Source organism: Enterocloster citroniae (assembly GCF_040545455.1).
Classification (GTDB): domain Bacteria; phylum Bacillota; class Clostridia; order Lachnospirales; family Lachnospiraceae; genus Enterocloster; species Enterocloster citroniae.
Genome location: NZ_JBEPLZ010000001.1, coordinates 357403 through 380678, shown reverse-complemented (window position 1 = coordinate 380678; position 23276 = coordinate 357403). Strand labels below are relative to the sequence as shown.

The following is a 23276-nucleotide window of genomic DNA, read 5'->3' as shown; positions in this document are numbered from 1 at the left end:
TGTTTTTGCGTGCTTGGAATGCTGGTCGCGTATAGAGCCATGTTTGGTTCTGGGATCAAAGTGTCTTGGATAAACCCTTCAAATAGGCGAGGGCCAGCTGCTTATCTTCCTGGGGAAGAGTGGTGAAAAGTGAAAGACAGAGGGCCTGTTCAGAAGTCAAACCCTGTTTGCTGCGGTTTGGTTCAAAGAAATCGGAAACAGTAATGCCAAATCCCTGACATAATTTGAAAAGGGTTGGGATGGATGGCATGTTCTGTTTATTGATCATGGTGTTTAAGGTGGAATATGTGATTCCTGCTGCTTTGGAGAGCTGGTAGTAGGACCAATGCCGTTCTTCACAAAGCTCCTGAATGCGCTCCAACGGATTTATCATATCATCCATGAAAAACCTCACTGTTAAAATAGTCAAAATTGGGCCATTTCTATTATATATGAGAAATTTCAATTAACCCAGATACTATTGTACGTCATTAATAAGACGAATAAACGTTACTTGGAGCGGAAACGTTTGGAAGAAAACTAAAAAAAACGCGGTATGATCATAATGGAAGAAAGGTGGTGACGACAATGGACAGGTTGACCATGCTTTGGATCCAGGCATTACATGGATCCGGAAAAGCGTACAGAAAGCTGGGCCTGGTATTTGCCGCGGGCGGCATAGAGGAACGGACATTGGCAAAGATTTGCCTGGAGAGGTCCATGGAATTGGGGGATGAATACGGTTTTTTTCTGTACCACAAGCTTTTTTGCAAAGGAGGCCAGGTAATTGACGACTTTTCCTATAGGACAATATGCAACGAATATATACGGACCAGGAGCCTGGTAAAGCGAAGACAATTAAAACCATATCTTGAATTGGGGACAAAAAAACAGAGAGCTTTATTTCGCGCACACTATGCCAGGTGCAAAAACGCTGAGACAAGGAAAAATTGAGACAATAAAACGAAAAGACGTTGATATATATACGAAAATACGTTATAATGTGTAATAATCAGAAAGGGGACGGCTTGCATGGATCAATGCCTCCCTGAATAAATGGAGGTACATAATGAAGAGGACAAAATTAGTAAAAGGAAGTGCTAAAAGGGCAATTGCAGTGGCATCTGCTTTTATGATGACCTGCGTTTCAGTTGCGGCAAGCCCTGGGTTGGGCACGGCCACTGCGTACGCCAAGGAGACCGGTATTACAGGACAGGAAGTAGATACGGATGCAGATACGGATGCAGATCCGAAAGCAGATCCGGTATCAGATCCGGCAGCTGGGGACAAAGCTGGGGGGAAAGAGGACAAAGGGGAAAACAATCCGGAAGCGGGCAATGGGGAGACAGAGGATAAAACGGAAAGCGGAAAAGGAAACCCCGAAACAGGAGATGGAGAATCGGAAGGAAATCCTGAAAAGGGAGACGGCGAAACGGAAGGAAATCCCGGAGCCGGAAATGAGGAAACAGAGGGAAATCCCGGAGCCGGAGACGGCGAAACAGAGGGGAAGCCTGAAGCCGGAGACGGCGAAACAGAGGGGAACCCTGAAGCCGGAGACAGCGAAACAGAGGGGAACCCTGAAGCCGGAGACAGCGAAACAGAGGGGAACCCTGAAGCCGGAGACAGCGAAACAGAGGGGAACCCTGGAGCCGGAGACGGAGAAACGGAAGGAAACCCGGAATCTGGAGCCGGGGGCAGTGAAACAGAAGACAAATCAGAAGCCGGGGCCGAAGATCCTGAGGGCCAGACTGCAAAAGGACAGCAGACTGCCCAAACCGCAACATCAGTGCAGCCGGTTGCTGCGTCACAGGAGAGAGAGAACGGAAGCTGGTATATCATACTGGATGAAGACTGTGTGTTTGATGAGGAAAAAGGATATTATTATAAAACAGACGAGAATGGGGATCCAACGGATGAGGTCATAAAAAATGAGTTTATCCAGCTGGATCACGCGGTGATCCATGTAGGCAAGGATGGGAAGAAAGAGACAAAGAAATGGATAGGAGACAAGGATGGCGGCTTCCGTTATGCGGACAGCAACGGAGAGATCATCATGGGTGAGGAGGCAAAGGCAGCAGGTAAGTACTACGGCAATTTTGCTGATGACGGCTATTGGGAAGCAATCTCCTATACATTTTTTGAAAATGACGGAAAGCTGCAGTATGCGGGCAAGGATGGAAAGATCGCGGCCAAAGAGGAGGAAGAAAGCTGGCAGCCTTATTACTTTGAGAATGATGAAAATGGAACCAAATGCCTGCTGCCGTCCCAGTCCGGAGGGACGGAGGTGACATCCGCATGGGCTGAGGATTTGTGGATCGATGAAAACGGTTATCTTATGACCGGTGATGATATGAAGCCGGAAAAGATTGGCGATCGGTATTACACCTTTGATGAGGAAGGGCACAGTACACTGGTTTTGGATTCCATTATTTATGACGCGGATGGGACGATCCTGTGCTATGTAGATGAAAATGGGGAAATGGTGAAGAACCAGTTTGTCTCCGATGGTGACCGCACCTATTATTTTGGCGATGACGGCGCCCAGGTGTTCCGCAAATGGATTGAGGGTGTGGACGAAAACGGCCAAGCCACATTCCGTTATATCAATGGCAAGGGTTATATGGTCTATGGCGATGTGAAAGTGGTGGGCGGATACTACGGTGAATTTGACATGGAGGGCTATTGGACCGCCATTGAAAACCAATTCTTTCAAGATAAATTGGATGACGGGACAGAGGTGACAAAATATTCCGGAAAAGGCGGAAAAGTTGCAGGTATTGGTGAAAAGGATGCCAGGCAGGACTATTGCTTTGTAAGTGACGAAAACGGCAGGAAATGCTATCTGCTGACCGAGGACGGAACAACCATGGGGCAGGCGGCATCCGGATGGGTGGAGGACTTATGGGTACAGGAAAACGGCTATCTGCTGACCGGACAGGAGAGCAGCCAGCATAAGATAGACGGCAAGTACTATAACTTTGACGGAGAGGGACACGCTGGCCTGATCACAGATTCCATTATTTTTAATGCAGACGGAACGATCCTGTGCGGTGTGGATGCCCAGGGAAACATAGTAAGGGAAGCGTTCTTTACCTTGGGAGACTTCACCTATTATTTTGATAAGGATGGGGCCCAGGTATTCCAGCAGTGGATCGAAGGTGTGGATGAAAGCGGAGAAAGAACATACCGCTTTGTGAACAGCGAAGGATATATGGTTTGGAATACGACAACGGCGGCAGGCGGGCGTTACGGCGCCTTTGACTTAGACGGCTATTGGACTGCAATTCCTAACACATTTTTTGAAGATAATGACGGAAAGCGGCAATACTCGGGCAAGGATGGCAGGATCGCAGGCGCGGGAGAGGGGGAGAACCGGCAGCCTTATTCCTTCCTGTCTGACGAAACCGGAAAGACTAAGTGCCTGTTGGCGGCCGAAACCGTAAGTTCCCTGTGGATTGAAGATCTGCGGGTCGATGAAAATGGATATCTGGTGACCGGAAACGATTTGGATAAACTGGAGATAGATGATAAGTACTACACGTTTAATATAGAGGGACACAGCACTTTGGTTACAAATACATTCATCCGTGATCCGGAAACAAACAACATCCTATGCTATGTAGATGAAAATGGCGGCAAGGTACGCAGCAAAACCGAGTGGGAGATCGATGGCAATTATTATAATTTTGAGGCGGATGGCTCAGGAATCATGATCACCAATGCGTTCATTCATGACCCGGACGGTAATATCCTGTATTATGTAGATGTATTTGGAGAAAAAGTGACTGATGAGAAGCATAAGGAAATAGACGATAAGTTTTATGACTTTGATGCGTCAGGTATAGCTGCATTGATCACAAATTCCTTTATTTACTGGCAGGATGGGACGGTCCGGTGTTATGTGGGTGAGGATGGGGCAATCATGAAAAATGTACCCCAGCAGGAGATCGAAGGTAAATTCTATCAGCTTGATGAGCTGGGCGCAGTTACCTTGATCACCAATTCCTGTATATATGCTGCGGATGGACAGACCGTACTGTACTATGTGGATGAAAACGGAAACAAGGTGTCCAATGAAGACCAGAGGGAGATAAACGGCAGATATTACCGCCTGGACGAAAGGGGGAATGCCACGCTGATCACCAATGCGTTCATTTACGAGGCGGACGGCCAGACCGTTGCGTTTTATGTGGGCGCGGACGGCCTGAAGGCGACAAATATATCGCAGCAGGAGGTGGAAGGCAAATATTACAGCATTGACGGGAACGGAAAGGTCACCTTGCTCGTGAGCGCCTTTATCACAGACGGGGAAAACACCTATTATGTAGATGAAGATGGAAACAAAGTGACTGATGAAAAACAAAAGGAGATAGATGGTAAATATTATAACTTTGATGGGACCGGCAATGCCTCTCTGGTTACAAATGCCTTTATTTACGGATCAGACGGCCAGACGATTGCTTTTTATGTGGGTGCGGACGGCCTGAAGGTGACAAATGTGCCTCAGCAGGAGGTGGAAGGTAAATATTACAGCATTGACGGAGACGGCAGGGTCACCTTGCTCGTGAGTTCCTTTATTGAAGCCGGGGAGACTACCTATTATGTGGACGAAGACGGAAATAAAGTGACCAATGAGAAGCAAAAAGAAATAGGGGGCAAATATTATAGCTTTGATGGGTCGGGCAGCGCTTCCATGATCATAAACAGTTTTATTTTCAATGAGTCCGGGGAACCCCTGTATTACCTGGACGCACAGGGAGATAAGGTGACGGACCGGACCCAGGAGCTGATAGGGGAGAAATATTACAATATTAATGCAGAGGGGCAGGTCACACTGGTTACATCCGAGTTTATCCTTAAAGACAACGGAGAAAAAATATGCTATGTAGATGCAGACGGAAACAAGGTGATCAGCGTTACTGGAATGGAGATAGACGGCAAATATTATAACTTTAATGAGTCGGGCCTCCCCACTATGATCGCAGCCGGGTTTGTGTATGACGAGTCCGGAAATCCTCTGTATTATCTGGATATAAATGGGGATAAGATAACGGATAAACAGCAGGAACTCATAGAAGAGAAGTTCTATGATATTGACGCGGACGGAAAGGTCACACTGATCAAAAACTCCCTGATCTATTCAGGTGACAGCATTTGGTGCTACGTTGGGGAAAATGGAGAACGGGTTACAAACGTAGACCAGCAGCCCATCGGGGATCAGTATTACAGGATTGATGAATCCGGCAATGTTATGCTGATCACATATGAATTTATCCTGGATTCCAACGGGGATAAGATTTACTACATGGATGAAAATGGAAATAAGATCACCAGCCGGACATCTATGAACATAGAAGGTATGTATTACAGCTTTGATGATATGGGAAATGTCACCCTGATCATAAACTCCCTGATCCGTGACGGAGAACGCATCATATGCTATGTAGGGGAAGACGGGCAGATGGTGACAAATGCAGTCCAGATGCTCATAGAAGGCAAATATTATAATATTGACGGGAGAGGCGCCGTAATCCTGATCACGGATTCCTTCATTGTGGATTCAGAGGGCAGGAACCTGTTCTATGTAGGTGCGGATGGAAACAAAGTGATCAATGAGACAGGGAAGTTCATAGACGGTAAGTATTATAATATTGACGGAAACGGCCTGGCCTCCCTGATCACAGATGCCTTTGTATACGACAGGCAGGGGAATATTGTGTGCTTTGTTGGTCCGGAGGGGAACATGGTGACTAACGCAAACCAGAAACTCATAGACGGCAGGTATTACAACATTGACTTAAGCGGCAATGTCCATCTGATCACAGAAGATTTTATCCGTGATCCGGAGAGCGGAAGTATTGTATGCTATGTTGGCGCCAACGGCGATATGGTGACTGATAAGTTTGTATCTGACGGTGAACACACCTATTATTTTGGAACAGATGGGAAAATGATGCTCCGCCATTGGATCGAAGAGGTAAAAGGCGGGGAGAAAAAATTCCGCTATGTTGACGGCAAAGGGCGTATGCTTGTCAATGTGACAAAGGAAGTGGCAGGGTATTACGGAACCTTTGACAGTGCTGGCTATTGGACGGCGCTGGAGGACCAATTTTTCAGCACAAAGCTGGACAACGGGACCACAGTTAAAAAATATGCCCTTGAAGGCGGAAAGGTTGCCGGAATCGGAGAAAAGGCAGAGCGGTGGGATTACTGCTTTGTAAATGACAAAACAGGCACCCTGTGCTATCTGCTCTTTAATGATGAGAGCATCCAGACACCGGTGGAATCCACATGGATCAAAGATTTCTGGGTAAATGAAAGAGGATATCTGGCTATTTCGGCAGACGTGCCCGTGGATGGCGTGTATTACCGCTTTGACCAAGAAGGACACGGTACCCTGATTACCTATAAGGTTTCCTATGAACTGAACGGCGGAACCAATAACAGTGCAAATCCTTCAGGCTACACCGGAGCCATGAGCACCATCCTGTTAAATGCGCCCTCAAGAAGCGGATATACCTTTGACGGCTGGTACACAGACGGCAGCTTCACAAACCGCGTCACGGAGATTGCGGGCAAGAGCCATGGAAATATGACACTGTATGCAAAATGGACAGTGATTTCAAGCAGTGACGGAAGTGATGGAAGCAGCAGTGGAAGCGGAAGCAGTGGGAACAGCGGTATGGGAACCGGAAACAGCAGTGCAGATAATGGAGCCGGCAGCGCAAATGGCAGCACCGGTAATACGGCATCGGTAACAGTTACGGTGGAAGAAAATCAGACTGTGACCGTGCAGACCGGAGAAAGCACAGTAGCAGCATCTGCGGTCCAGACAGCGGCAGGAAGCATAAGCGGCAATACCATTGTTTCAACAGCAGAACCAGTGACCGTTCCCGTGGCGGGGGGACAGACGGCAGCTGTGGCAACCATAGCCGTGGGCATGGATGGTTCCTCCAGAACGCTTTTGGCCTCCCAGGTACAGGGAGCCGCTGTTCAGCAAAAGACTGTTACCATACAGGGAACAGAAGTAACGCAGAATGTGGTCGTATATGCGGACGGTACTCAGGTCTCACAGAAGTCCGGCACCACGGAGCTGGAGGGCTTTGACACGGCAGTTGTATTGGCGGAGCAGGCGATCCAAAGCGGTGTGCAAAGCGTTGCAGCAGTATACAATGACAAGGTGGACATTGATCTGCATCAGTATCAGCAGGTCGGGGCAGCTGTCACATATGAGGTGGTTGCAGGAACAAACGGAGCAGTTTCACAGACGCAGATGGAGCAGACCAGCTTTGCTCCCGGACAGGAGATCGCGGCACTGATCACAGATGCCAACGGAGGAGTAACGGCGATCACCATTGTGGTGGGTGAAAACGGGATCATCCAGTATCAGATTCCCGGCGTAAACTGTGTGGTCAGATTTATGAGCAAGCTTGCATAAGCTTTGCTGAAAAGTCAGAGAGCCGGCAGAGGATAGGAAACTTCCTTTGCCGGCTTTTTGAATGTTGGGTCCGGACCATTTCACATAGTTTCTCTCATACGGTTTATCTGAAAAAGAATTATGAAATTGTAAGGATTATTAGATTGTATAAATTTGGTATTTTTACTATAATGAGTATATGTAACTGGAAATTGTAACTGGAAATAATCCAAATGATAACAGAGAGGGGATCGTTATGAAAAAGCAGAAAGCGTTATGCCTGGTCATGGCAGCTGTTATGACAGTCAGTTCCGGGTTTACTGCATTTGCATCCGACACAAAGATTGACAAAGTTAGGCTGGAATTTTCTTATGGTGAAACTCCTAAAAGCGGGGATGACATAGGTGACATTACGGTAAAGGCAGGGGGAAGTGAATACTATGTGGAGTCCGCGGAATACACCAACTCGGAGAACCAGGATACCTGGACATTAGGTGATGTACCGGAGGTAAAGGTTGAGCTTTCCGCCAGGGATGGCTACCGTTTTTCCTATACAAGCAAAAGCCATTTTACCTTAAACGGATGCAATGCCAAGTTTAAAAGAGCCAAGGTTTATGACAGCGGCGATTATATAGAGGTTTATGCTGAACTGAAGCGGATTGGCGGAAAATTGGAAGGCACATCCAATCTTCAGTGGGAAGATACCGTAGCTGAATGGGATGAGATCGATGGGGCCAAGAGTTATGAGGTAAAGCTGCTTCGCGATGAGAAGACCGTGACAACGGTCAGTACCACGGGTACCTCCTATGATTTTGCGGGTTATTTTAACCGGGAAGGGGATTACACCTTCCGCGTAAGAGCCATCTCAACATACAATGACAAGGCAGGAGAGTGGTCGGACGATTCTGATTCCCTGTCCATTGACGAGGATGAAATTGCAAATTACGGCGGCAGCGGCCGCTGGGTACAGGACGGCACAGGCTGGTGGTATTCCTATGACACCGGCGGTTATCCGGCATCCTGCTGGAAGCAGATCGATGGTGCCTGGTATCACTTTAACAGTTCAGGATATATGCAGACGGGATGGCTGAGACTGGACGGCGAATGGTATTATCTGGCAGGAAACGGAGCCATGATGACCGGATGGCAGGCCATTAACGGAAAGTGGTATTATCTGGGAACGGACGGTGTGATGTATGCGGACACATGGACTCCTGACGGCCGCTATGTGAACGGTTCCGGCGCCTGGGTACAGTAAGTGATTGTTAGGCCGAAGGGTTTTATAATTTGATGGAATAAAAAGAAAAGGACTGAATCCAGGAAAACATTTGATGGGTTTGGTCCTTTGTCCTATACTGAAAGAAAACAGACAAAGGAGGAGCATGGGGTGCAGGAAAAAATATGCTGTGTAACATACGGGGAACTGGATCAGCTGGTGCGTCAGGTAGTAGACAGCTATAAGGATGAAACCTGCTGTTTTGATATAGTGGAAGGGGTTCGGGAGGAGAACCTGGACCGGATCAACCGTTCTATTTTGGAGGGGGCGGAGATCATAATAGCCGGAGGCGCCAATGCGGAGGTGATCAGGGGATATTTTAAAGTTCCTGTCATCAATTATAAGGTAACAATTTTGGATTATATGCAGGCGGTCCAAACTGGATTCAGGGAAGGGAAAAAGGTGTGTCTGGTAAGCTATATGACACACATGAACAGCCGTCTGAGGGAATATCTGGAGCAGATCCAGCGGCCGGTTATGGAGATTATTTATGAGGATACTGAAGAACTGGAGGAAAAGATACGGCAGAGTGAAGCGGATGTCTTTGTGGGAAATGGCCTGGCTGTCCAGCTGGCCAACAGCCTTGGACGAAAGGGAGTTATTCTATATTATGGGAAAGACAGTATAGAGGAGTCAATTGAGGAAGCCAGGCGTTTGTTAAGGGAAATACGCAGGGATAAAGAGCGGAATCAGTTTGTGAAAGCAATGATGGAGTACAGCCCCAACGGTGTCCTTTACCTGGATACGGAGAACCGGATCATTGACTGCAACAGGACTGTTTACGAACTGCTGCATAAGCCGTCCGGTATACTCGAAGGGAAGATCATTGAGGATGTACTTCCTGAATGTGTTCCTGAAAACCGGGAAGGGCCGGAATCCATGGTGGTCCAGGTGGATAACCGAACGTATATTGAGCGCTGGATCCCAGTTGATGATGGAAATGGAAATTGTTTTGGCTATATCATTATCCTTGCCTTGTTTTCCGATTACAAGAAGGCGGAACTGGATTACCGGAACAAACAATCTGAGCAGAGAAAAAAACGTGGATTTACAGCTAAGTTCACATTGTCTGATATCATTGGTGATTCCTATCACATGAAAATGGCAAAGGATGAGGCAAAATTATTTGCCCGCAGTGATGCCTCGGTGCTGATCTACGGTGAAACGGGAGTTGGAAAAGAACTGTTTGCCCAAAGTATCCATAATGGATCCCTGCGCAAAAACGGTGCTTTTGTGGCGGTGAATTGTGCGGCTTTGCCGGAGAATCTTTTGGAATCTGAATTATTTGGATATGATGAAGGGGCATTTACAGGAGGCCGCAAGGGCGGAAAAAAGGGACTGTTTGAATTGGCGGAAGGAGGATCCCTGTTTTTGGATGAAATCGGTGAGATATCCCCGGCTCTTCAGGCGCGGCTTCTTCGGGTCCTTCAGGAGAAGGAAATCATGCATGTGGGAGGAGACCGGGTTATCCCGATCAATGTGCGTGTTATAACAGCCACAAATAAGGATTTGGAACATATGCAGGACAGCGGGTTCCGCCGGGATTTACTCTACCGCCTGAATGTACTGGAACTGCATATCCCACCTCTTAAAGCCCGTGAGGATGATGTGATCAAGCTGTTTGATTTTTATTGCAATAAGAAACGAAAACTTGAATCCTGGGATATTGTGCTGACCGAAGATATGAAGAGGATCCTGACATCCTATTCCTGGAGGGGCAATATACGGGAACTTCAGAATGTTTGTGAGCGTTTCTGTTTGTATATGGAATGTAGCACCAAGTTTAGTGAAGGCTATGCCAAGCGGTGCATCATAAAAGCAATCGGTGAGAAAAAGCTGGTTCAAGATTTACAGGAAAAATATGGGGATAAGAATAAAAAGGAACTGATTAAGGAGATAAAAAGGCTGTTTTCCTACAATAATGATCAGGTGGGGCAGCTGTTGGGGATCAGCAGGACAACCTTATGGAGGATCCTGAAAGATGAGAAACAGGCTGTAATTGATTGATCCGGTAAGTAATATTAAAAATACATATATGTCAGCATGGGAAATGTTTCAAATTTTTGAAAATCGAAAATTTGAAACATTTTTTGCGCTTCAGGGGAGGCTATATGAGGTAATAATACGAAAAACCCTGATAAATCCGTACTTTTTTAAAGTTGGCACGCATTTTGCTTTATATAAGTGTACAAATACAAAATTGAAAGGAATGGTAAAAATGAATAAGGGTTTATTAACAGGTGTAAAAGTTCTTGACCTGACACGGGTTCTGGCAGGTCCCTACTGCGGAATGATGCTGGCTGATATGGGCGCGGAGGTTATAAAGATTGAGATGCCGGGCAGAGGTGATGATGCCAGGAAGAATGCCCCCATTGTCAATGGGGAAAGCGCGTATTTCATGAATCTGAACAGGAATAAGCGGGGCATGACCCTGAATCTGAAATCGGAGGAAGGCCGCCGGATCTTTAAGGAGATGGCTGCAAAAAGCGATATCATACTTGAAAATTACAGGCCCGGTGTGATGGAAAAGCTGGGGCTTGGTTATGAAGAACTGCGCAGGATCAATCCCGCCATTGTATATGGCGCCGTATCGGGCTTCGGACATTACGGACCGTATTCCCAGCGGGCCGGGTATGACATTATCGGCCAGGCCATGAGCGGCCTTATGAGTACCACCGGATGGCCGGGAGGACAGCCTACCAGAACAGGGACCGCTATCTCTGATGTAATGGGCGGTATCAGCTGTTGTACCGGAGTGTTGGCAGCCTATGTTAACCGGCTTAAAACAGGGGAGGGAGACAAGGTGGATGTATCGCTGGTGGATTCCATGGTGTCTTCATTGGAGATCATCAATATGATTTATTTGTGCACAGGCAGGGTTCCGGACCGTATCGGCAACCGGTATGAGGCAATCTATCCCTACGATACCTTTGAAGCATCGGACGGCATGGTCATCATAGCATGTGGCAATGATAAACTTTATGGACTGCTCAAGGGAGTACTTCAGATCCCGGAACTGGAAGGAGAGGAGTTTGGTGACAATATCAAACGTGTAAAGAACCATGCTAAGCTGAAACCCATAATTGAAGCCTGGACCGCTAAAAAGACGATTGATGATGTAGTGGAAACACTTCTGGCAGCCGGAATACCGGCGAGCCCTGTGAATACCATTGACAGGGTTGTGAAGGATCCCCACATTGCAGGAGCCAGGGAAATGTTTGTGGAACTGGAACATCCGGTGGCGGGGAAAATGAAGGTTACAGGCAACCAGTTAAAGTTTACCAACAATAAAATAGCCATTGATACCCCGGCTCCTCTTTTGGGACAGCATACAGAGGAAATCCTGAAGGAGTTCCTGGGAACCAGCCATGAGGAGTATGAGAAGCTGACAGAAGAGGGAGTATTTTAGCCGGGGACGGAAAGGAGCGTTTAAGATTATGAAAGCAAAGGTAGTTGAGATCGGTCCAAGGGACGGATTTCAGAATGTTAAGGAGTTCATACCCACAGAGATAAAGCTTCAGATCATTGACGGATTGGTACAGTCAGGTTTTAAGAAGATACAGGTGACCTCCTTTGTAAGCGAAAAAGCCATACCGCAGATGAAGGATGCGGCCGTGATCGCGGATCGGGTGTTACATAAGTATGAGGATGTGGATTTCTTTGCGCTGGTACCCAACTTTTATGGGGCCAGATCGGCTGTTGCCGCAGGGCTTAAGGAGATAACTCCGGTTATTTCCTTAAGTGAGTCCCATAACAGGGCCAATGTGAAACGTACGGTGGATGAGTCTGTGGAGGAAATAAAGAAGATCCGCCAGACATTCCCGGATATCCGTATAACCCAGGATATTGCCTGTGTATTCGGATGCCCATTTGAAGGGGAGATGCCGGCGGAGGCTTTGCTGCTGCTGGTAGGAAGGCTTAAGGAGATCGGCGTGGACGCATTTACACTCTGCGATACCGTAGGCCTGGCTTATCCTGCCTTGGTTGAGCGTATATTTAGGGCAGTGAAGTCGGAATTTCCGGGAGTGGAATTTAATGCCCACATTCACGACACAAGGAATATGGGAATCCTTAACAGCTATGTGGCGCTCGGGAGCGGAGCAGACAGTATCCAGGCAGCGGTTGGCGGTCTGGGCGGCTGTCCCTTTGCGCCGGGAGCCACTGGCAACACCTCCAGCGAGGATCTGGTCTATATGCTGAACCACTGTGGGTATGATACGGGAATCGACTTTGATAAGCTGCTTGACGCAGCAAGATTTGCGAAAGAACACATTGACGGTAATTTCAGCGGACACCAGATTCATATTTCCCCAAATCCATGTGTGGTGACACAGGAGTAGGGGACCGGCGCAGCAAAAGGCTTATTAGACGAGGAGAATGGAATTGAAACAGGAAGTAAAAGATATCTGTGTTCAGATCAGAAAAGATATTATCAACATGGTTTATGACGCTGGATCCGGGCATCCGGGAGGTTCCCTTTCAGGGGTAGAGATCATGGCAGCCCTTTATTTTACGGATCTGTTCCGGTGCGATACAATGAACCCCGACTGGAAGGAACGTGACCGCTTTGTGTTGTCCAAAGGCCATGCCAGCCCATTAATATACAGTGTGCTGTGCAGAAAGGGGTTCTTCAGGGAGGAGGAACTTAAAACCTTCCGAAAAATGGGGACGATCCTCCAGGGCCATCCCCACAGGCAGCAGGTGCCGGGGCTGGACAGCTCCGGCGGTTCCCTGGGGCAAGGTCTTTCCATTGCCAACGGAATGGCCCTGGGATACAGGATGCAGGGCATTGAAGGCAGGTGCTATTGCCTTCTGGGCGATGGGGAGATCCAGGAAGGGCAGGTGTGGGAGGCCGCCATGACAGCGGCCCAGCAGAAGCTGGACCATGTATGCGCCATAGTGGATAACAACCATGTACAGCTGGACGGAATGACAGCGGATGTGTGCTGCGTGGAACCGGTGGCCGACAAATGGCGCTCCTTTGGATGGAATGTGATCACGGTTGACGGTCACGACCTGGATGCATTATACGAGGCATACCGGTCGGCCGGGGAGACAAAGGGACGCCCCACCGTTCTGGTGGCGGAAACCATAAAGGGAAAAGGAGTATCCTTTATGGAAGGGCAGGCAGGCTGGCATGGTGCAGTGCCCAATGAGGAGCAGTATAAGCAGGCAATGACGGAAATAGAAGGAGGTGGAAAGGTTGGATAGGATACCGCCCAGGGATGGATATGGAAAAGCATTGTTACGATTAGTGGAAACTGATGAGAGGATCGTGGTATTGGATGCGGATGTGGCCAAGTCCACCAGGACAGAGTGGATTAAAACAGCAAAGTCAAAACGATTCATTGACATGGGGATTTCGGAACAGGATATGGTGGGTACGGCGGCGGGGCTGGCGCTTTCGGGAATGATACCCTTTGCAACTACATACAGCGTATTTCTGGCTGGACGGGCATGGGATCAGATCCGCACAACCGTCCTGTACAGCGGATGTAATGTGAAGCTGGCAGGCGCCCATGCCGGGATCAATGTGGGTCCTGACGGGGCAACACATCAGGCTATGGAGGATGCAGGCATTATGAGGGGGCTGCCGGGAATGACAGTGGTGGTTCCTTGTGACGCCATTGAAACGGAAAAGGCAACCATGGCCATTGCTGCATTAAACGGCCCTGCCTTTATACGGTTCGGACGGGAGGCCATGCCAGTTGTCACCAGTGAGGATACGGAGTTTGAACTGGGAAAGGCACGGCTGGTATCAGAGGGTGATGATGTTGTGATATTTGCCAACGGCCCCATGGTATATGAAGCCATGGAAGCGGGACAGGAATTGTTGAAAGGCGGGATCCATGCTATGATTGTAGATGTCCATACTATAAAGCCCCTGGACTGTGAATGTATTGTAAATGCAGCCAGGAAAACAGGGGCGGTGGTAACTGCTGAGGACCATCAGGATATAGGCGGTCTGGGGAGTGCGGTGTGTGAGTGCCTTAGCGGAGAATACCCAGTGCCTGTGATCAGAGTAGGGCTTCACAACACCTTTGGAGAGTCGGGACAGGCAGGTGAACTGATGGAAAAGTATGGGATAAGCAAAAGCCATATCATCAGCGCAGTCAAGAGAGCATTGGAGTTAAAACGTTGAATCGTATTATATTAGAGATTGTGAAGTATTATCAAATCACAAAAAGCAGGGGGTAAGAATGATGGATATTGGGTTGACCGCACTGTTGCTGCTGCTGTTAGTGGTAGTATTAGGGTTCTGGCGCAAAGTAAATGTAGGACTTCTGGCAATTGCAGGAGCTGCTGTTTTAGGTTATGCATCCGGGCAGTTTTCCGGGAAACAGATTATAGGAGGATTCAGCGCGTCACTTTTTATGACGCTGCTGGGCGTCACTTTATTCTTTGGGATCATACAGGAAAATGGCTGTATCGAGTTTGTAATGCGGCGCATGGTTGGGGTGTTCGGAAAGCAGATATGGATGGCGCCTGTTCTGGTATTTGCCATGGGATTTATTGTGGCAGCCATCGGGCCGGGATGTGTACCGGCCATGGCATTTGCGGCGGCCATGGCAGTTCCTCTGGCGCATGAAACAGGATATCATCCCGTGATGCTGCTGGTAATCGGTAATCTTGGAACCTACTCGGGCAGGTTTTCTCCCATCACCCCGGAGGGAATCCTTATTAGAAGCCTGTTGGAAGAACAGGGGCTATCTATATCCATTACGTCTCTGATACTTAACACATTGATAGGAAACCTGGTATTATTCCTGATTGTGTTTGCGGCTTATAAAGGATTTCGCGTTAAGGCCTCGGACGGAATAAAAATAGAGTGTGAAAAGGAGAAAATGCGGGCGGATCAGGTGATCGCCCTGATCAGTGTTGCGGTTATGATCCTTCTGGTTATTTTTGTAAACATGGACGTGGGTCTTGCGTCATTTCTGGTATCAGCCGTTCTGATCCTGTTGCGGATAGGAGATGAAAAGAAAGCAGTTGGAAGTGTTCCCTGGAATACACTGCTTCTGGTGTGCGGGGTAGGCGTTCTCATGAACCTTGTAATCAGTACGGGCGGGATCGATATGCTGGCCAATTCCATGTCATCCATTATGACATCGGGAACAGCAGCCGGTATCATGGGTGTAGTATCAGCGGTTATGTCATGGTTTTCATCAGCGATCGGAGTTGTTTTCCCCACATTGATTCCAACGGTGGGAACCATTGTGAATAATGTGGGAGGCGGTGTACAGACAGCGGAGATGGTAAGTGTGATCGCCCTCTTTGCGTCCGTAGCAGGATTGAGTCCGGCTTCGACCGGCGGCGCTATTATCATGGGAGCCTGTGGAGCGGACGAAGAGTTTAACCGCCGGTATCCGGGAGATAAGCTGTTCGCACAGCTTCTGGCCTGGGCCTTTATCACAATTGGCGTGCTGGCGGTAATGGCGTTTGCAGGAGTGTTTGGCTGGTTTGGATAGCAGAAGCTGGAAAATATGAAGAAACATAGTTGATTTGGAGGTAAAGATGAAGATTGTAGTGCTTGACGGATATACCCTGAATCCGGGAGACCTGGACTGGAACAGTTTCAATGCATTGGGGGACTGCGTGGTGTATGACCGCACCTCCAAGACAGAAGAGAGGGAGATCATTGAACGGATAGGAGATGCAGAGGCTGTATTTACCAATAAGACCCCACTATCAAAAAGCATATTTGACGCATGCCCGGCCATACGGTTTGTTGGCGTATTGGCAACCGGGTATAATGTTGTGGATATCCAGGCAGCAAAAGAAATGGGGATCATTGTTTCCAATATCCCATCCTATGGCACCAGTGCAGTTGGGCAGTTTGCCATTGGCCTGCTTTTGGAAATATGCCATCATATAGGTTATCATGACAAGGCCGTTCATGAAGGGGCGTGGATGCGCAATCCGGATTGGTGTTTCTGGGATTATCCCTTAATCGAATTAGAGGGGAAAACCATGGGGATTGTGGGATTTGGACGTATCGGCTAGATGACAGGCAAGGTTGCCAGGGCCATGGGAATGAAGGTGATCGCCAATGACCGGTTTGAGAATGAGAGCGGACGCGGGATCGCCGACTATGTGGACCGGGAAACGCTTTTGAGGACCTCTGATGTAATCGCCCTTCACTGTCCCCTGTTTCCGGATACGGAGGGGATGATTAACCGGGAAAACATAGGGAAAATGAAAAACGGCGTGATCATATTAAATAATTCCAGAGGCCAGCTGGTTGTGGAACAGGATCTTGCGGACGCCCTGAATTCCGGCAAAGTATACGCAGCCGGACTGGATGTGGTTTCAGAGGAGCCCATACAGCCGGATAATCCTCTGTTGGGGGCAAGGAACTGTATCATCACTCCTCATATATCCTGGGCCCCTAAGGAATCCAGGGCCCGGCTGATGGCATTGGCGGTGGATAATCTGCGGGCATTCATGGAGGGCAAGCCGGTCAATGTGGTGAATCCTTCCATAAGTAAGGCCGGAAAAATTGATATAGGATGAAAGGAAACCAAGTTTGAGAGTAAAAGGCTTTGACCATATAGTGATCACAACAGGGAATCTAAAAGCGTGCCTTCATTTCTATGTGGATATACTTGGCATGGAGCTGGATGAAAGGAACAACAGATGCGAGCTCAGGTTCGGTAACCAGAAGATCAACATCCACAGAAAAGCGGCGGAGTTTCTGCCCGCAGCCAGGAATGTTACATATGGCAGTCAGGATATCTGTTTGATCATCGAGGGCAGCATAGAAGAGGCGATGGAGGAACTTAGGCGCAAAAGAGTGGAGATAGAACTGGGCATTGTTGACAGAACGGGTGCCTGTGGGCCGATCTCCAGTATTTATCTGCGTGACCCGGACGGAAATTTGGTGGAGATCAGCACTTATAAATGATCTCAGGCACGGGAAACTGGCCAGGTGTTTCTGTCCCCGGTCCATTGATGAGGCTATAAGCTGGAGTTCCTTGAATTATACGAATTAAAATGTTATACTTGTAACCGTTAGGAAACGATCAGTTCATATCGGCGGTGAAAATCATGTGCATAAACAAGAAAAAGAAAAACAAAGTATGGCTCCATGCAAAGCCAGTATAAGCGACACTTGCATGGAGTAATCTTATTGTCGCTGTCATAATAATGCTGGCTTTGCTGCTTGACTATATCGATCAAGGAGGAAGCCGCATGAAATACATAAATGCAACTACAATTCTTCCGGATATGTTGATCCAGGAACTGCAAAAATATGTTCAGGCGGGTTATATCTATATCCCTGCCAAAGATGAACAGCATAAATCCTGGGGCGAATTATCCGGCTGCCGGAAGGAACTTGGCAAACGCAATAAAGCTATCATTGAAAAACACCGGAATGGGGTTTCAATGGAAGAACTTGCTGATGAATACTATCTTTCGGTATATGCCATAAGAAAAATAATATATCAGAAATGATGATGGAGAGCTGTCGAAAAGGCAGCTCTCTTTTTCTACTGATCGCTTCGGTGCCATTTGGTGTATTGAGAGTACATTTCCTCCGGAGTACAATCATTGTAAACAATTAGCTGACAGGAGGATTGTAAAATGGCTGATTCAAAAAAGTTATATCCAAGAACAGGGGATACACAGACCATCTATCTTAAAAATGCGATTACCAGCCCTGACATAGTGGTGGGCGATTATACGATGTATAATGATTTTGCAGACAACCCAATCAAGTTTGAACAGAATAATGTGCTGTACCATTATCCTATCAATCATGACAGGCTTTTGATCGGAAAATTTTGCTCCATTGCCTGCGGTGCGAAATTTCTTTTCAACAGTGCGAATCATACAATGGATTCGTTATCTACCTATCCATTCCCTCTGTTTTTTGAAGAATGGGAACTTGAGAAAAAGGATGTTGCAAAAAGCTGGGATAACAAAGGGGACATTATTATTGGAAATGATGTTTGGATTGGTTACGAAGCTGTGATATTGGCAGGCGTTACCATCGGCAATGGGGCAATTATAGGCGCCCGCGCTGTTGTGACCAAAGATGTGCCGCCATATACCATTGTTGGAGGCGTACCAGCCAAACCCATCAAAAAGCGCTTTGACAATAAGACCATTTCTGAACTGTTGGATATCCAATGGTGGAATTGGACGGATGAAACGATTGCCCAAAATATCAAAGCAATACAATCAGGGAATATGGAACAGATTAGCAGGAGGATTTGATCATGTGTACGAGATTTGTTTATAATGGAATTGATACGATTACAGGGTTTAATTTTGATATAGACCTTGCGGTTTGGACACATACCGTTATCAAAGAAAAAGACCGGTTTTATATCGGAATAAAAATGCCTGACGGCGATTATCATTCCTTTCATGGAGTCAATAAGAACGGAAATACGGGCACGCTGCTGTATGTGAATGGCAATGAAAATGGAAAACATGCGGACGGCAGAACCTGCTGCACCATTTCTGAGCTGACTGAAAACTTTATTAAAGGCGAAATCTCACTTGATGACGCGCTTAATATAGTGCAAAACAGCAAAGTTGTTTATGCTCCGGATACCACGATGCAGGCTATGCTTTCGGATAGAAACGGGCGTGTACTTATCATAGAGCCTGGATTGGGATACCGGTTAGAGCGGACAAGGTATTCCCTGATTACAAACTACTCGGTGTTGCGCCCGGAAACAACCAGGCCTTATATTGTATCTGGAGATGACAGATTTGAAAGAGGCGTCAAACAGCTTGAGGTCTGTGATGATGAGTTTTCCGTTGCGGAAGCATTCCGCGTATTAAAATCTGTAAAGCAGGAAGGATTATGGGCAACCAGAGTATCTTTTGTATATTCAGTTGGCGGGAATAAGGTTTACTATGTTCTCAATAATGACTTTGAACATATGGAAGAGTATGGGTTTTAAAAGAGACGGCATAGAAAATCCGCAGGCCCAGGCTGTAATCTTCATAATATTGTAATGAGATTATCAATTGTGGCTTGCCGGAGAAACATGGTATACTGATTCTGACTACAAAAGCAGGAGAGAGCGGCCATGGATAAAAACAGGATTTTGATCATAGAGGATGAAGCTTCCATTCGGGAGCTGCTTGCCATGAATCTGGAGGCGGTGGGATATGAGGTGGATCTGGCAGAGGACGGTGTTAAGGCGGAACAAAAAATCCTTGCAGACCAAGGCTTATATGACCTGGCCCTGGTGGATGTGATGCTGCCCGGGCCCGGAGGGTTTGACCTGATCGGGAGCTTGAACCAGAAGGAGATCCCCTGTATCTTTCTCACAGCCAAGGCGGATGTGGCCTCCAAGGTAAAGGGGCTGCGTCTGGGGGCGGAGGATTATATGGTAAAGCCCTTTGAGATGATGGAACTTTTTGCCAGGGTGGAAAATGTCTTAAAGAGAAGGAAGAAACTAAAGGATTTTATGGAGATTGACAAATGCAGGATCGATCTGTCCAGCCATAAGGTATATGAGGAGGGGGAGGAGATCTCCCTAAAACCCATGGAATATGACCTGTTCCTCTTTTTCTGCAGGAACCAGAACGTGGCATTTACCAGAAACCAGCTGCTTGACAGGATATGGGGAGGGGATTACGGCGGTGAGACCAGGACCGTGGATGTCCATGTGGCCAGCCTTCGCAGGAAGCTGAAGGCTGGGAGCAGGATACAGACCATTCCAAAGCTGGGATACCGCCTGGAGGTGTAGGGTATAGATGAAGCTTACGAAAAAATTAGTTATCATACTGTTGTCAGGACTCGGAGCCGGGTTTCTGGCTATCAGTACCGCGGCTGTATGGCAGATGCGTTCCCAAAGCATAGCCATAGCCGTGGACAATTATGGAAAGCAGATGGACTCCATTGCCTATGCATTTTCTGAGATCGGCACAAGGGATGAGTTTGAAAACCTGGGGGACATTGCGGCGGAGGCATATCTTAAATACCAGTTCCGCAAGTGTTACAAGGAGGGGTATGCCCTTCTTAAGGGGAAGGAGTGCCTTGTAAATCTTACGGATTATGAAATCCTTTCCCCGTCCGAGCTTGGGGAGGAACATATGATCCAGCATCTTGGTACCAGATCAGTCCTCCTGATGAAGCGGGAGATCAGCCAGTTCCCCGGCTATCAGGTGCTGATGACCCAGGATATTACCCCGTATTATCAGGAGATAGAGCGTCAGGGAACGCATCTGCTTGTGCTCTGCGGTCTGATCTGGGCTGTCACCGGAGCCGGAGTGTCTGTTTTGGTCCACAGGGCATTGAAACCCTTACGGCGGCTGACAAAGGCAGCTGAGAAGATCGGAGAGGGAAATCTGGATGAGCGGGTTCCTGTGGAGAGCCGGGACGAAATCGGGGAGTTTGCACAGGTTTTTAACCAGATGACCAAGAAGGTGGAAGGGCAGGTGGAGGATCTGCAGCTGCTTCTGGGGGCATTGGCCCATGAGATCAAGACACCCATGACAGCTGTGATCGGGTATTCCGACAGCCTGCTCCATGTGAAGCTGTCCGAGGAAAACCGGAAACGGGCCCTGGAACAGATCCACCATGCAGGTCTTAGACTGGAACGCCTTTCCGCTAAAATGCTGAATTTTCTGGGTACATATGAGAATGATGAGGTTCAGTTTGAAGAACTTGGCGTGGAAGCCCTGTTTCAGGAAGTGATCAGGGAAACGGAACCCTTGTGGAGCCGGAAGGGAGTTGTGGTGGAGGCGGAAACAGGGGATGGTGCGCCTGAGTCTGTGAACGGGGACAGGGAACTGTTGCTCACTCTTTTAAATAACCTGGTGCACAACGGAATAAAGGCCTCAGCACCGGGAAACCGTATCCGGCTCAGGGCAGATCAGGGCGTTTTATCCGTAAGGGATGAGGGCTGCGGTATTCCTGAAAAGGATCTGCCCCATGTGAAAGAGGCATTTTATATGGCGGATAAATCCAGGAGCAGAAGTGAGGGCGGTTCCGGTCTGGGTCTGGCTCTTTGCGAGCGGATCGCACGCCTGCATGGAATGGAGATGAAGATTGAATCTGTGAGTGAGAGGGATGGGAAGGGGAAGGACCGGCCCAGGGGGACCGTGGTATTCCTTTATCTTCCGGACGGATATGGCCGGTGACCTGTTTACAAAACGTTTACATTTTGATGAGGACTTTGCCGTCCAAACCGGATACAATGGGCTTATCAAAGAGAAAAGGAGTGAAGAGACAGTGAAACGGAAAGAAAAACGGTCCCTTCTTTTGAGCATGGTCCTGGCCGCAGTTCTTCTTGGGGGCTGCGGGGGAACGGAGGAGCCAAAGGTGATCGGTGAGGAGACGGATGTTGTTTCCGGGCAGCAGACCGGGGATCACAACAAGGAACGTGTTCCGGGTACAGAGAACGGGGGTACTGAGGGGGAACAGATCCAGGAACAGGTACAGGCACCGGAATATTATAAGGCAGAGGTCAAGGGGGACGGACTGCTCCTTTCAGCGGATGCACTTGTAACAGTGCCGGATGTGCGGGCAGCCGGTTCAGGAACCTCCGGCTCCGTGAATTTTACAAACGAAGAGTATTCTGCGGTGAAGAAAGCCCTGGAGGACCAGATGGGTATTAAATGGGAAGAGGAGCACAGCGAATCACTGCAGCCGGTTCCGCTGGAGGGAACGGAGGAACTGTTAAAACAGACAGGGACCAGCACCACAGCCAGGGGGATTAGCCCATCGGAAGATGAATACATGATTTCTTACCAGACAATGGGGGAGGAGATCACATTCCCCACCTCCATTATCTGGGTTACAAAAACGGAGAATGACGGCCGCAGCACGTCCAGACCTGCCCGCATTTTTGGGACGGGAGAGACTATGGAAGGACAGCCGGAAGAAAAGGGCACACAGCTGGAGGAAAAGGCGGAAGCGCTGATCCGGGCCATTGGCTTTAAGGATTATCAGATATGCCGGGGAAGATGGAGGGAATCTTATTATGAGTTAAGGGGCAGGTCATGGTCGGAGAATGATTATTGTGTTTCCTTTACGCCGGTGGTAAGGGGAATCAGCTGCACCAGGCCGGAGGTGAGCCTTTTGGGAAACTCATACATAAAAGGCCCGTATATTGACGTGTTTTACGGTGAGGACGGAACCCTGAACCAGCTGAAGATCATTGGGAAAGAGGAGATAAAGGAGGTGGGAGGCGGAGAGTTTCTGCTGCCCTTTGAGGCCGTGCACCAACTCTTTGAGCAGTATTGCAAAGACTATTTTACCCCCGGCAGCAGTGGCGGGGCAGCTGCACAGACGTCCATGGCCGGTGAAGGGACCACAATGGAGGAGGTGTATGTAAATGTTAAAAGTGTAAAACTGGAATATGTCTTCTCCCTTCCAAAGGATGATACAAAGGAGGAACTGGAACTGATCCCTGTATGGAATTTTTACGGCAGCCTTGAAAAGACACCCTTCCTTACATCCACGGAGGGCAGCCGGGAGACCGTATACTGGACCGCCAGGCAGGAGCCGGAAGGGCGCATCCTTTCCATACGGGCTGATGACGGACAGATTTTGGCTGATTGACTTTTGTGCGGATAAACCATTTGCGGACCTGAGATGGATTATTCTTGAGATGATATGATAAAACTGCTATA

General features: G+C 48.2%; 17 protein-coding genes and 1 pseudogene. 17 read left to right on the top strand and 1 reads right to left on the bottom strand.

Annotated elements, in window-relative coordinates; translation table 11 throughout:
• Window positions 1-55 precede the first annotated feature (55 nt).
• Window positions 56-382, bottom strand: a complete 327-nt coding sequence (locus tag ABID13_RS01665) for a helix-turn-helix transcriptional regulator (protein ID WP_048930573.1) — start codon at window positions 380-382, stop codon at window positions 56-58.
• Between the two features lie 185 nt (window positions 383-567).
• Between ABID13_RS01665 and ABID13_RS01660 the strand changes: the two genes are divergently transcribed.
• From ABID13_RS01660 to ABID13_RS01580, 17 genes and pseudogenes are all read left to right on the top strand, one after another.
• Entirely contained in the window at window positions 568-933 is a 366-nt protein-coding gene (locus ABID13_RS01660) for a hypothetical protein (RefSeq protein WP_045093416.1), read from the top strand.
• Between the two features lie 115 nt (window positions 934-1048).
• Window positions 1049-7417: an InlB B-repeat-containing protein gene (locus ABID13_RS01655; protein ID WP_048930574.1), complete on the top strand. Its 6369-nt coding sequence runs from the start codon at window positions 1049-1051 to the stop codon at window positions 7415-7417.
• Between the two features lie 235 nt (window positions 7418-7652).
• Window positions 7653-8654, top strand: coding sequence for a PspC-like choline-binding domain-containing protein (locus tag ABID13_RS01650; protein WP_045093414.1), 1002 nt, complete (start codon window positions 7653-7655; stop codon window positions 8652-8654).
• Between the two features lie 129 nt (window positions 8655-8783).
• The gene (locus ABID13_RS01645) at window positions 8784-10679 is read left to right on the top strand and encodes a sigma 54-interacting transcriptional regulator (RefSeq protein ID WP_048930575.1); all 1896 of its coding nucleotides are present in this window, start codon (window positions 8784-8786) and stop codon (window positions 10677-10679) included.
• Between the two features lie 211 nt (window positions 10680-10890).
• Window positions 10891-12081 (top strand): CaiB/BaiF CoA transferase family protein, encoded by a 1191-nt coding sequence (locus ABID13_RS01640; RefSeq protein ID WP_048930685.1) that lies wholly within the window; start codon window positions 10891-10893, stop codon window positions 12079-12081.
• Between the two features lie 28 nt (window positions 12082-12109).
• Window positions 12110-13012 (top strand): hydroxymethylglutaryl-CoA lyase, encoded by a 903-nt coding sequence (locus tag ABID13_RS01635; protein WP_048930576.1) that lies wholly within the window; start codon window positions 12110-12112, stop codon window positions 13010-13012.
• A gap of 43 nt (window positions 13013-13055) precedes the next feature.
• On the top strand, window positions 13056-13883 hold the full coding sequence (locus ABID13_RS01630; RefSeq protein WP_416387690.1) for a transketolase: 828 nt from the start codon (window positions 13056-13058) through the stop codon (window positions 13881-13883).
• Window positions 13876-14814, top strand: coding sequence for a transketolase family protein (locus tag ABID13_RS01625; protein ID WP_048930578.1), 939 nt, complete (start codon window positions 13876-13878; stop codon window positions 14812-14814). The genes ABID13_RS01630 and ABID13_RS01625 overlap by 8 nt, the downstream gene beginning before the upstream one ends.
• 58 nt (window positions 14815-14872) lie before the next feature.
• Window positions 14873-16141: an SLC13 family permease gene (locus ABID13_RS01620; protein WP_007863532.1), complete on the top strand. Its 1269-nt coding sequence runs from the start codon at window positions 14873-14875 to the stop codon at window positions 16139-16141.
• Between the two features lie 46 nt (window positions 16142-16187).
• Window positions 16188-17186: pseudogene (locus ABID13_RS01615) on the top strand (D-2-hydroxyacid dehydrogenase).
• Between the two features lie 13 nt (window positions 17187-17199).
• The gene (locus ABID13_RS01610) at window positions 17200-17577 is read left to right on the top strand and encodes a VOC family protein (RefSeq protein ID WP_007863537.1); all 378 of its coding nucleotides are present in this window, start codon (window positions 17200-17202) and stop codon (window positions 17575-17577) included.
• A gap of 287 nt (window positions 17578-17864) precedes the next feature.
• A complete protein-coding gene (locus tag ABID13_RS01605; RefSeq protein WP_007863539.1) occupies window positions 17865-18128 on the top strand; it encodes a CD3324 family protein in 264 nt (87 codons plus the stop codon).
• Window positions 18129-18257: 129 nt separating this feature from the next.
• Complete coding sequence (locus ABID13_RS01600; RefSeq protein ID WP_048930579.1) at window positions 18258-18893, top strand: CatB-related O-acetyltransferase; 636 nt, start codon at window positions 18258-18260, stop codon at window positions 18891-18893.
• Between the two features lie 2 nt (window positions 18894-18895).
• Window positions 18896-19591, top strand: a complete 696-nt coding sequence (locus tag ABID13_RS01595; protein ID WP_048930580.1) for an Ntn hydrolase family protein — start codon at window positions 18896-18898, stop codon at window positions 19589-19591.
• A 129-nt stretch (window positions 19592-19720) separates the two neighbouring features.
• Complete coding sequence (locus tag ABID13_RS01590; protein WP_007863546.1) at window positions 19721-20386, top strand: response regulator transcription factor; 666 nt, start codon at window positions 19721-19723, stop codon at window positions 20384-20386.
• Window positions 20387-20393: 7 nt separating this feature from the next.
• The gene (locus ABID13_RS01585; RefSeq protein ID WP_048930581.1) at window positions 20394-21782 is read left to right on the top strand and encodes a sensor histidine kinase; all 1389 of its coding nucleotides are present in this window, start codon (window positions 20394-20396) and stop codon (window positions 21780-21782) included.
• A 91-nt stretch (window positions 21783-21873) separates the two neighbouring features.
• Window positions 21874-23205, top strand: coding sequence for a DUF6034 family protein (locus ABID13_RS01580; RefSeq protein ID WP_143111240.1), 1332 nt, complete (start codon window positions 21874-21876; stop codon window positions 23203-23205).
• The last annotated feature ends 71 nt before the right edge of the window (window positions 23206-23276 follow it).

What these genes read in the sequence shown, in the direction of transcription:
- ABID13_RS01650 (WP_045093414.1), top strand. Translation starts at nt 7,653, where the DNA reads ATGAAAAAGCAGAAAGCGTTATGCCTGGTCATGGCAGCTGTTATGACA.
- ABID13_RS01595 (WP_048930580.1), top strand. Translation starts at nt 18,896, where the DNA reads ATGTGTACGAGATTTGTTTATAATGGAATTGATACGATTACAGGGTTT.
- ABID13_RS01660 (WP_045093416.1), top strand. Translation starts at nt 568, where the DNA reads ATGGACAGGTTGACCATGCTTTGGATCCAGGCATTACATGGATCCGGA.
- ABID13_RS01640 (WP_048930685.1), top strand. Translation starts at nt 10,891, where the DNA reads ATGAATAAGGGTTTATTAACAGGTGTAAAAGTTCTTGACCTGACACGG.
- ABID13_RS01600 (WP_048930579.1), top strand. Translation starts at nt 18,258, where the DNA reads ATGGCTGATTCAAAAAAGTTATATCCAAGAACAGGGGATACACAGACC.
- ABID13_RS01665 (WP_048930573.1), bottom strand. Translation starts at nt 382, where the DNA reads ATGGATGATATGATAAATCCGTTGGAGCGCATTCAGGAGCTTTGTGAA.
- ABID13_RS01605 (WP_007863539.1), top strand. Translation starts at nt 17,865, where the DNA reads ATGAAATACATAAATGCAACTACAATTCTTCCGGATATGTTGATCCAG.
- ABID13_RS01635 (WP_048930576.1), top strand. Translation starts at nt 12,110, where the DNA reads ATGAAAGCAAAGGTAGTTGAGATCGGTCCAAGGGACGGATTTCAGAAT.
- ABID13_RS01590 (WP_007863546.1), top strand. Translation starts at nt 19,721, where the DNA reads ATGGATAAAAACAGGATTTTGATCATAGAGGATGAAGCTTCCATTCGG.
- ABID13_RS01585 (WP_048930581.1), top strand. Translation starts at nt 20,394, where the DNA reads ATGAAGCTTACGAAAAAATTAGTTATCATACTGTTGTCAGGACTCGGA.
- ABID13_RS01655 (WP_048930574.1), top strand. Translation starts at nt 1,049, where the DNA reads ATGAAGAGGACAAAATTAGTAAAAGGAAGTGCTAAAAGGGCAATTGCA.
- ABID13_RS01620 (WP_007863532.1), top strand. Translation starts at nt 14,873, where the DNA reads ATGATGGATATTGGGTTGACCGCACTGTTGCTGCTGCTGTTAGTGGTA.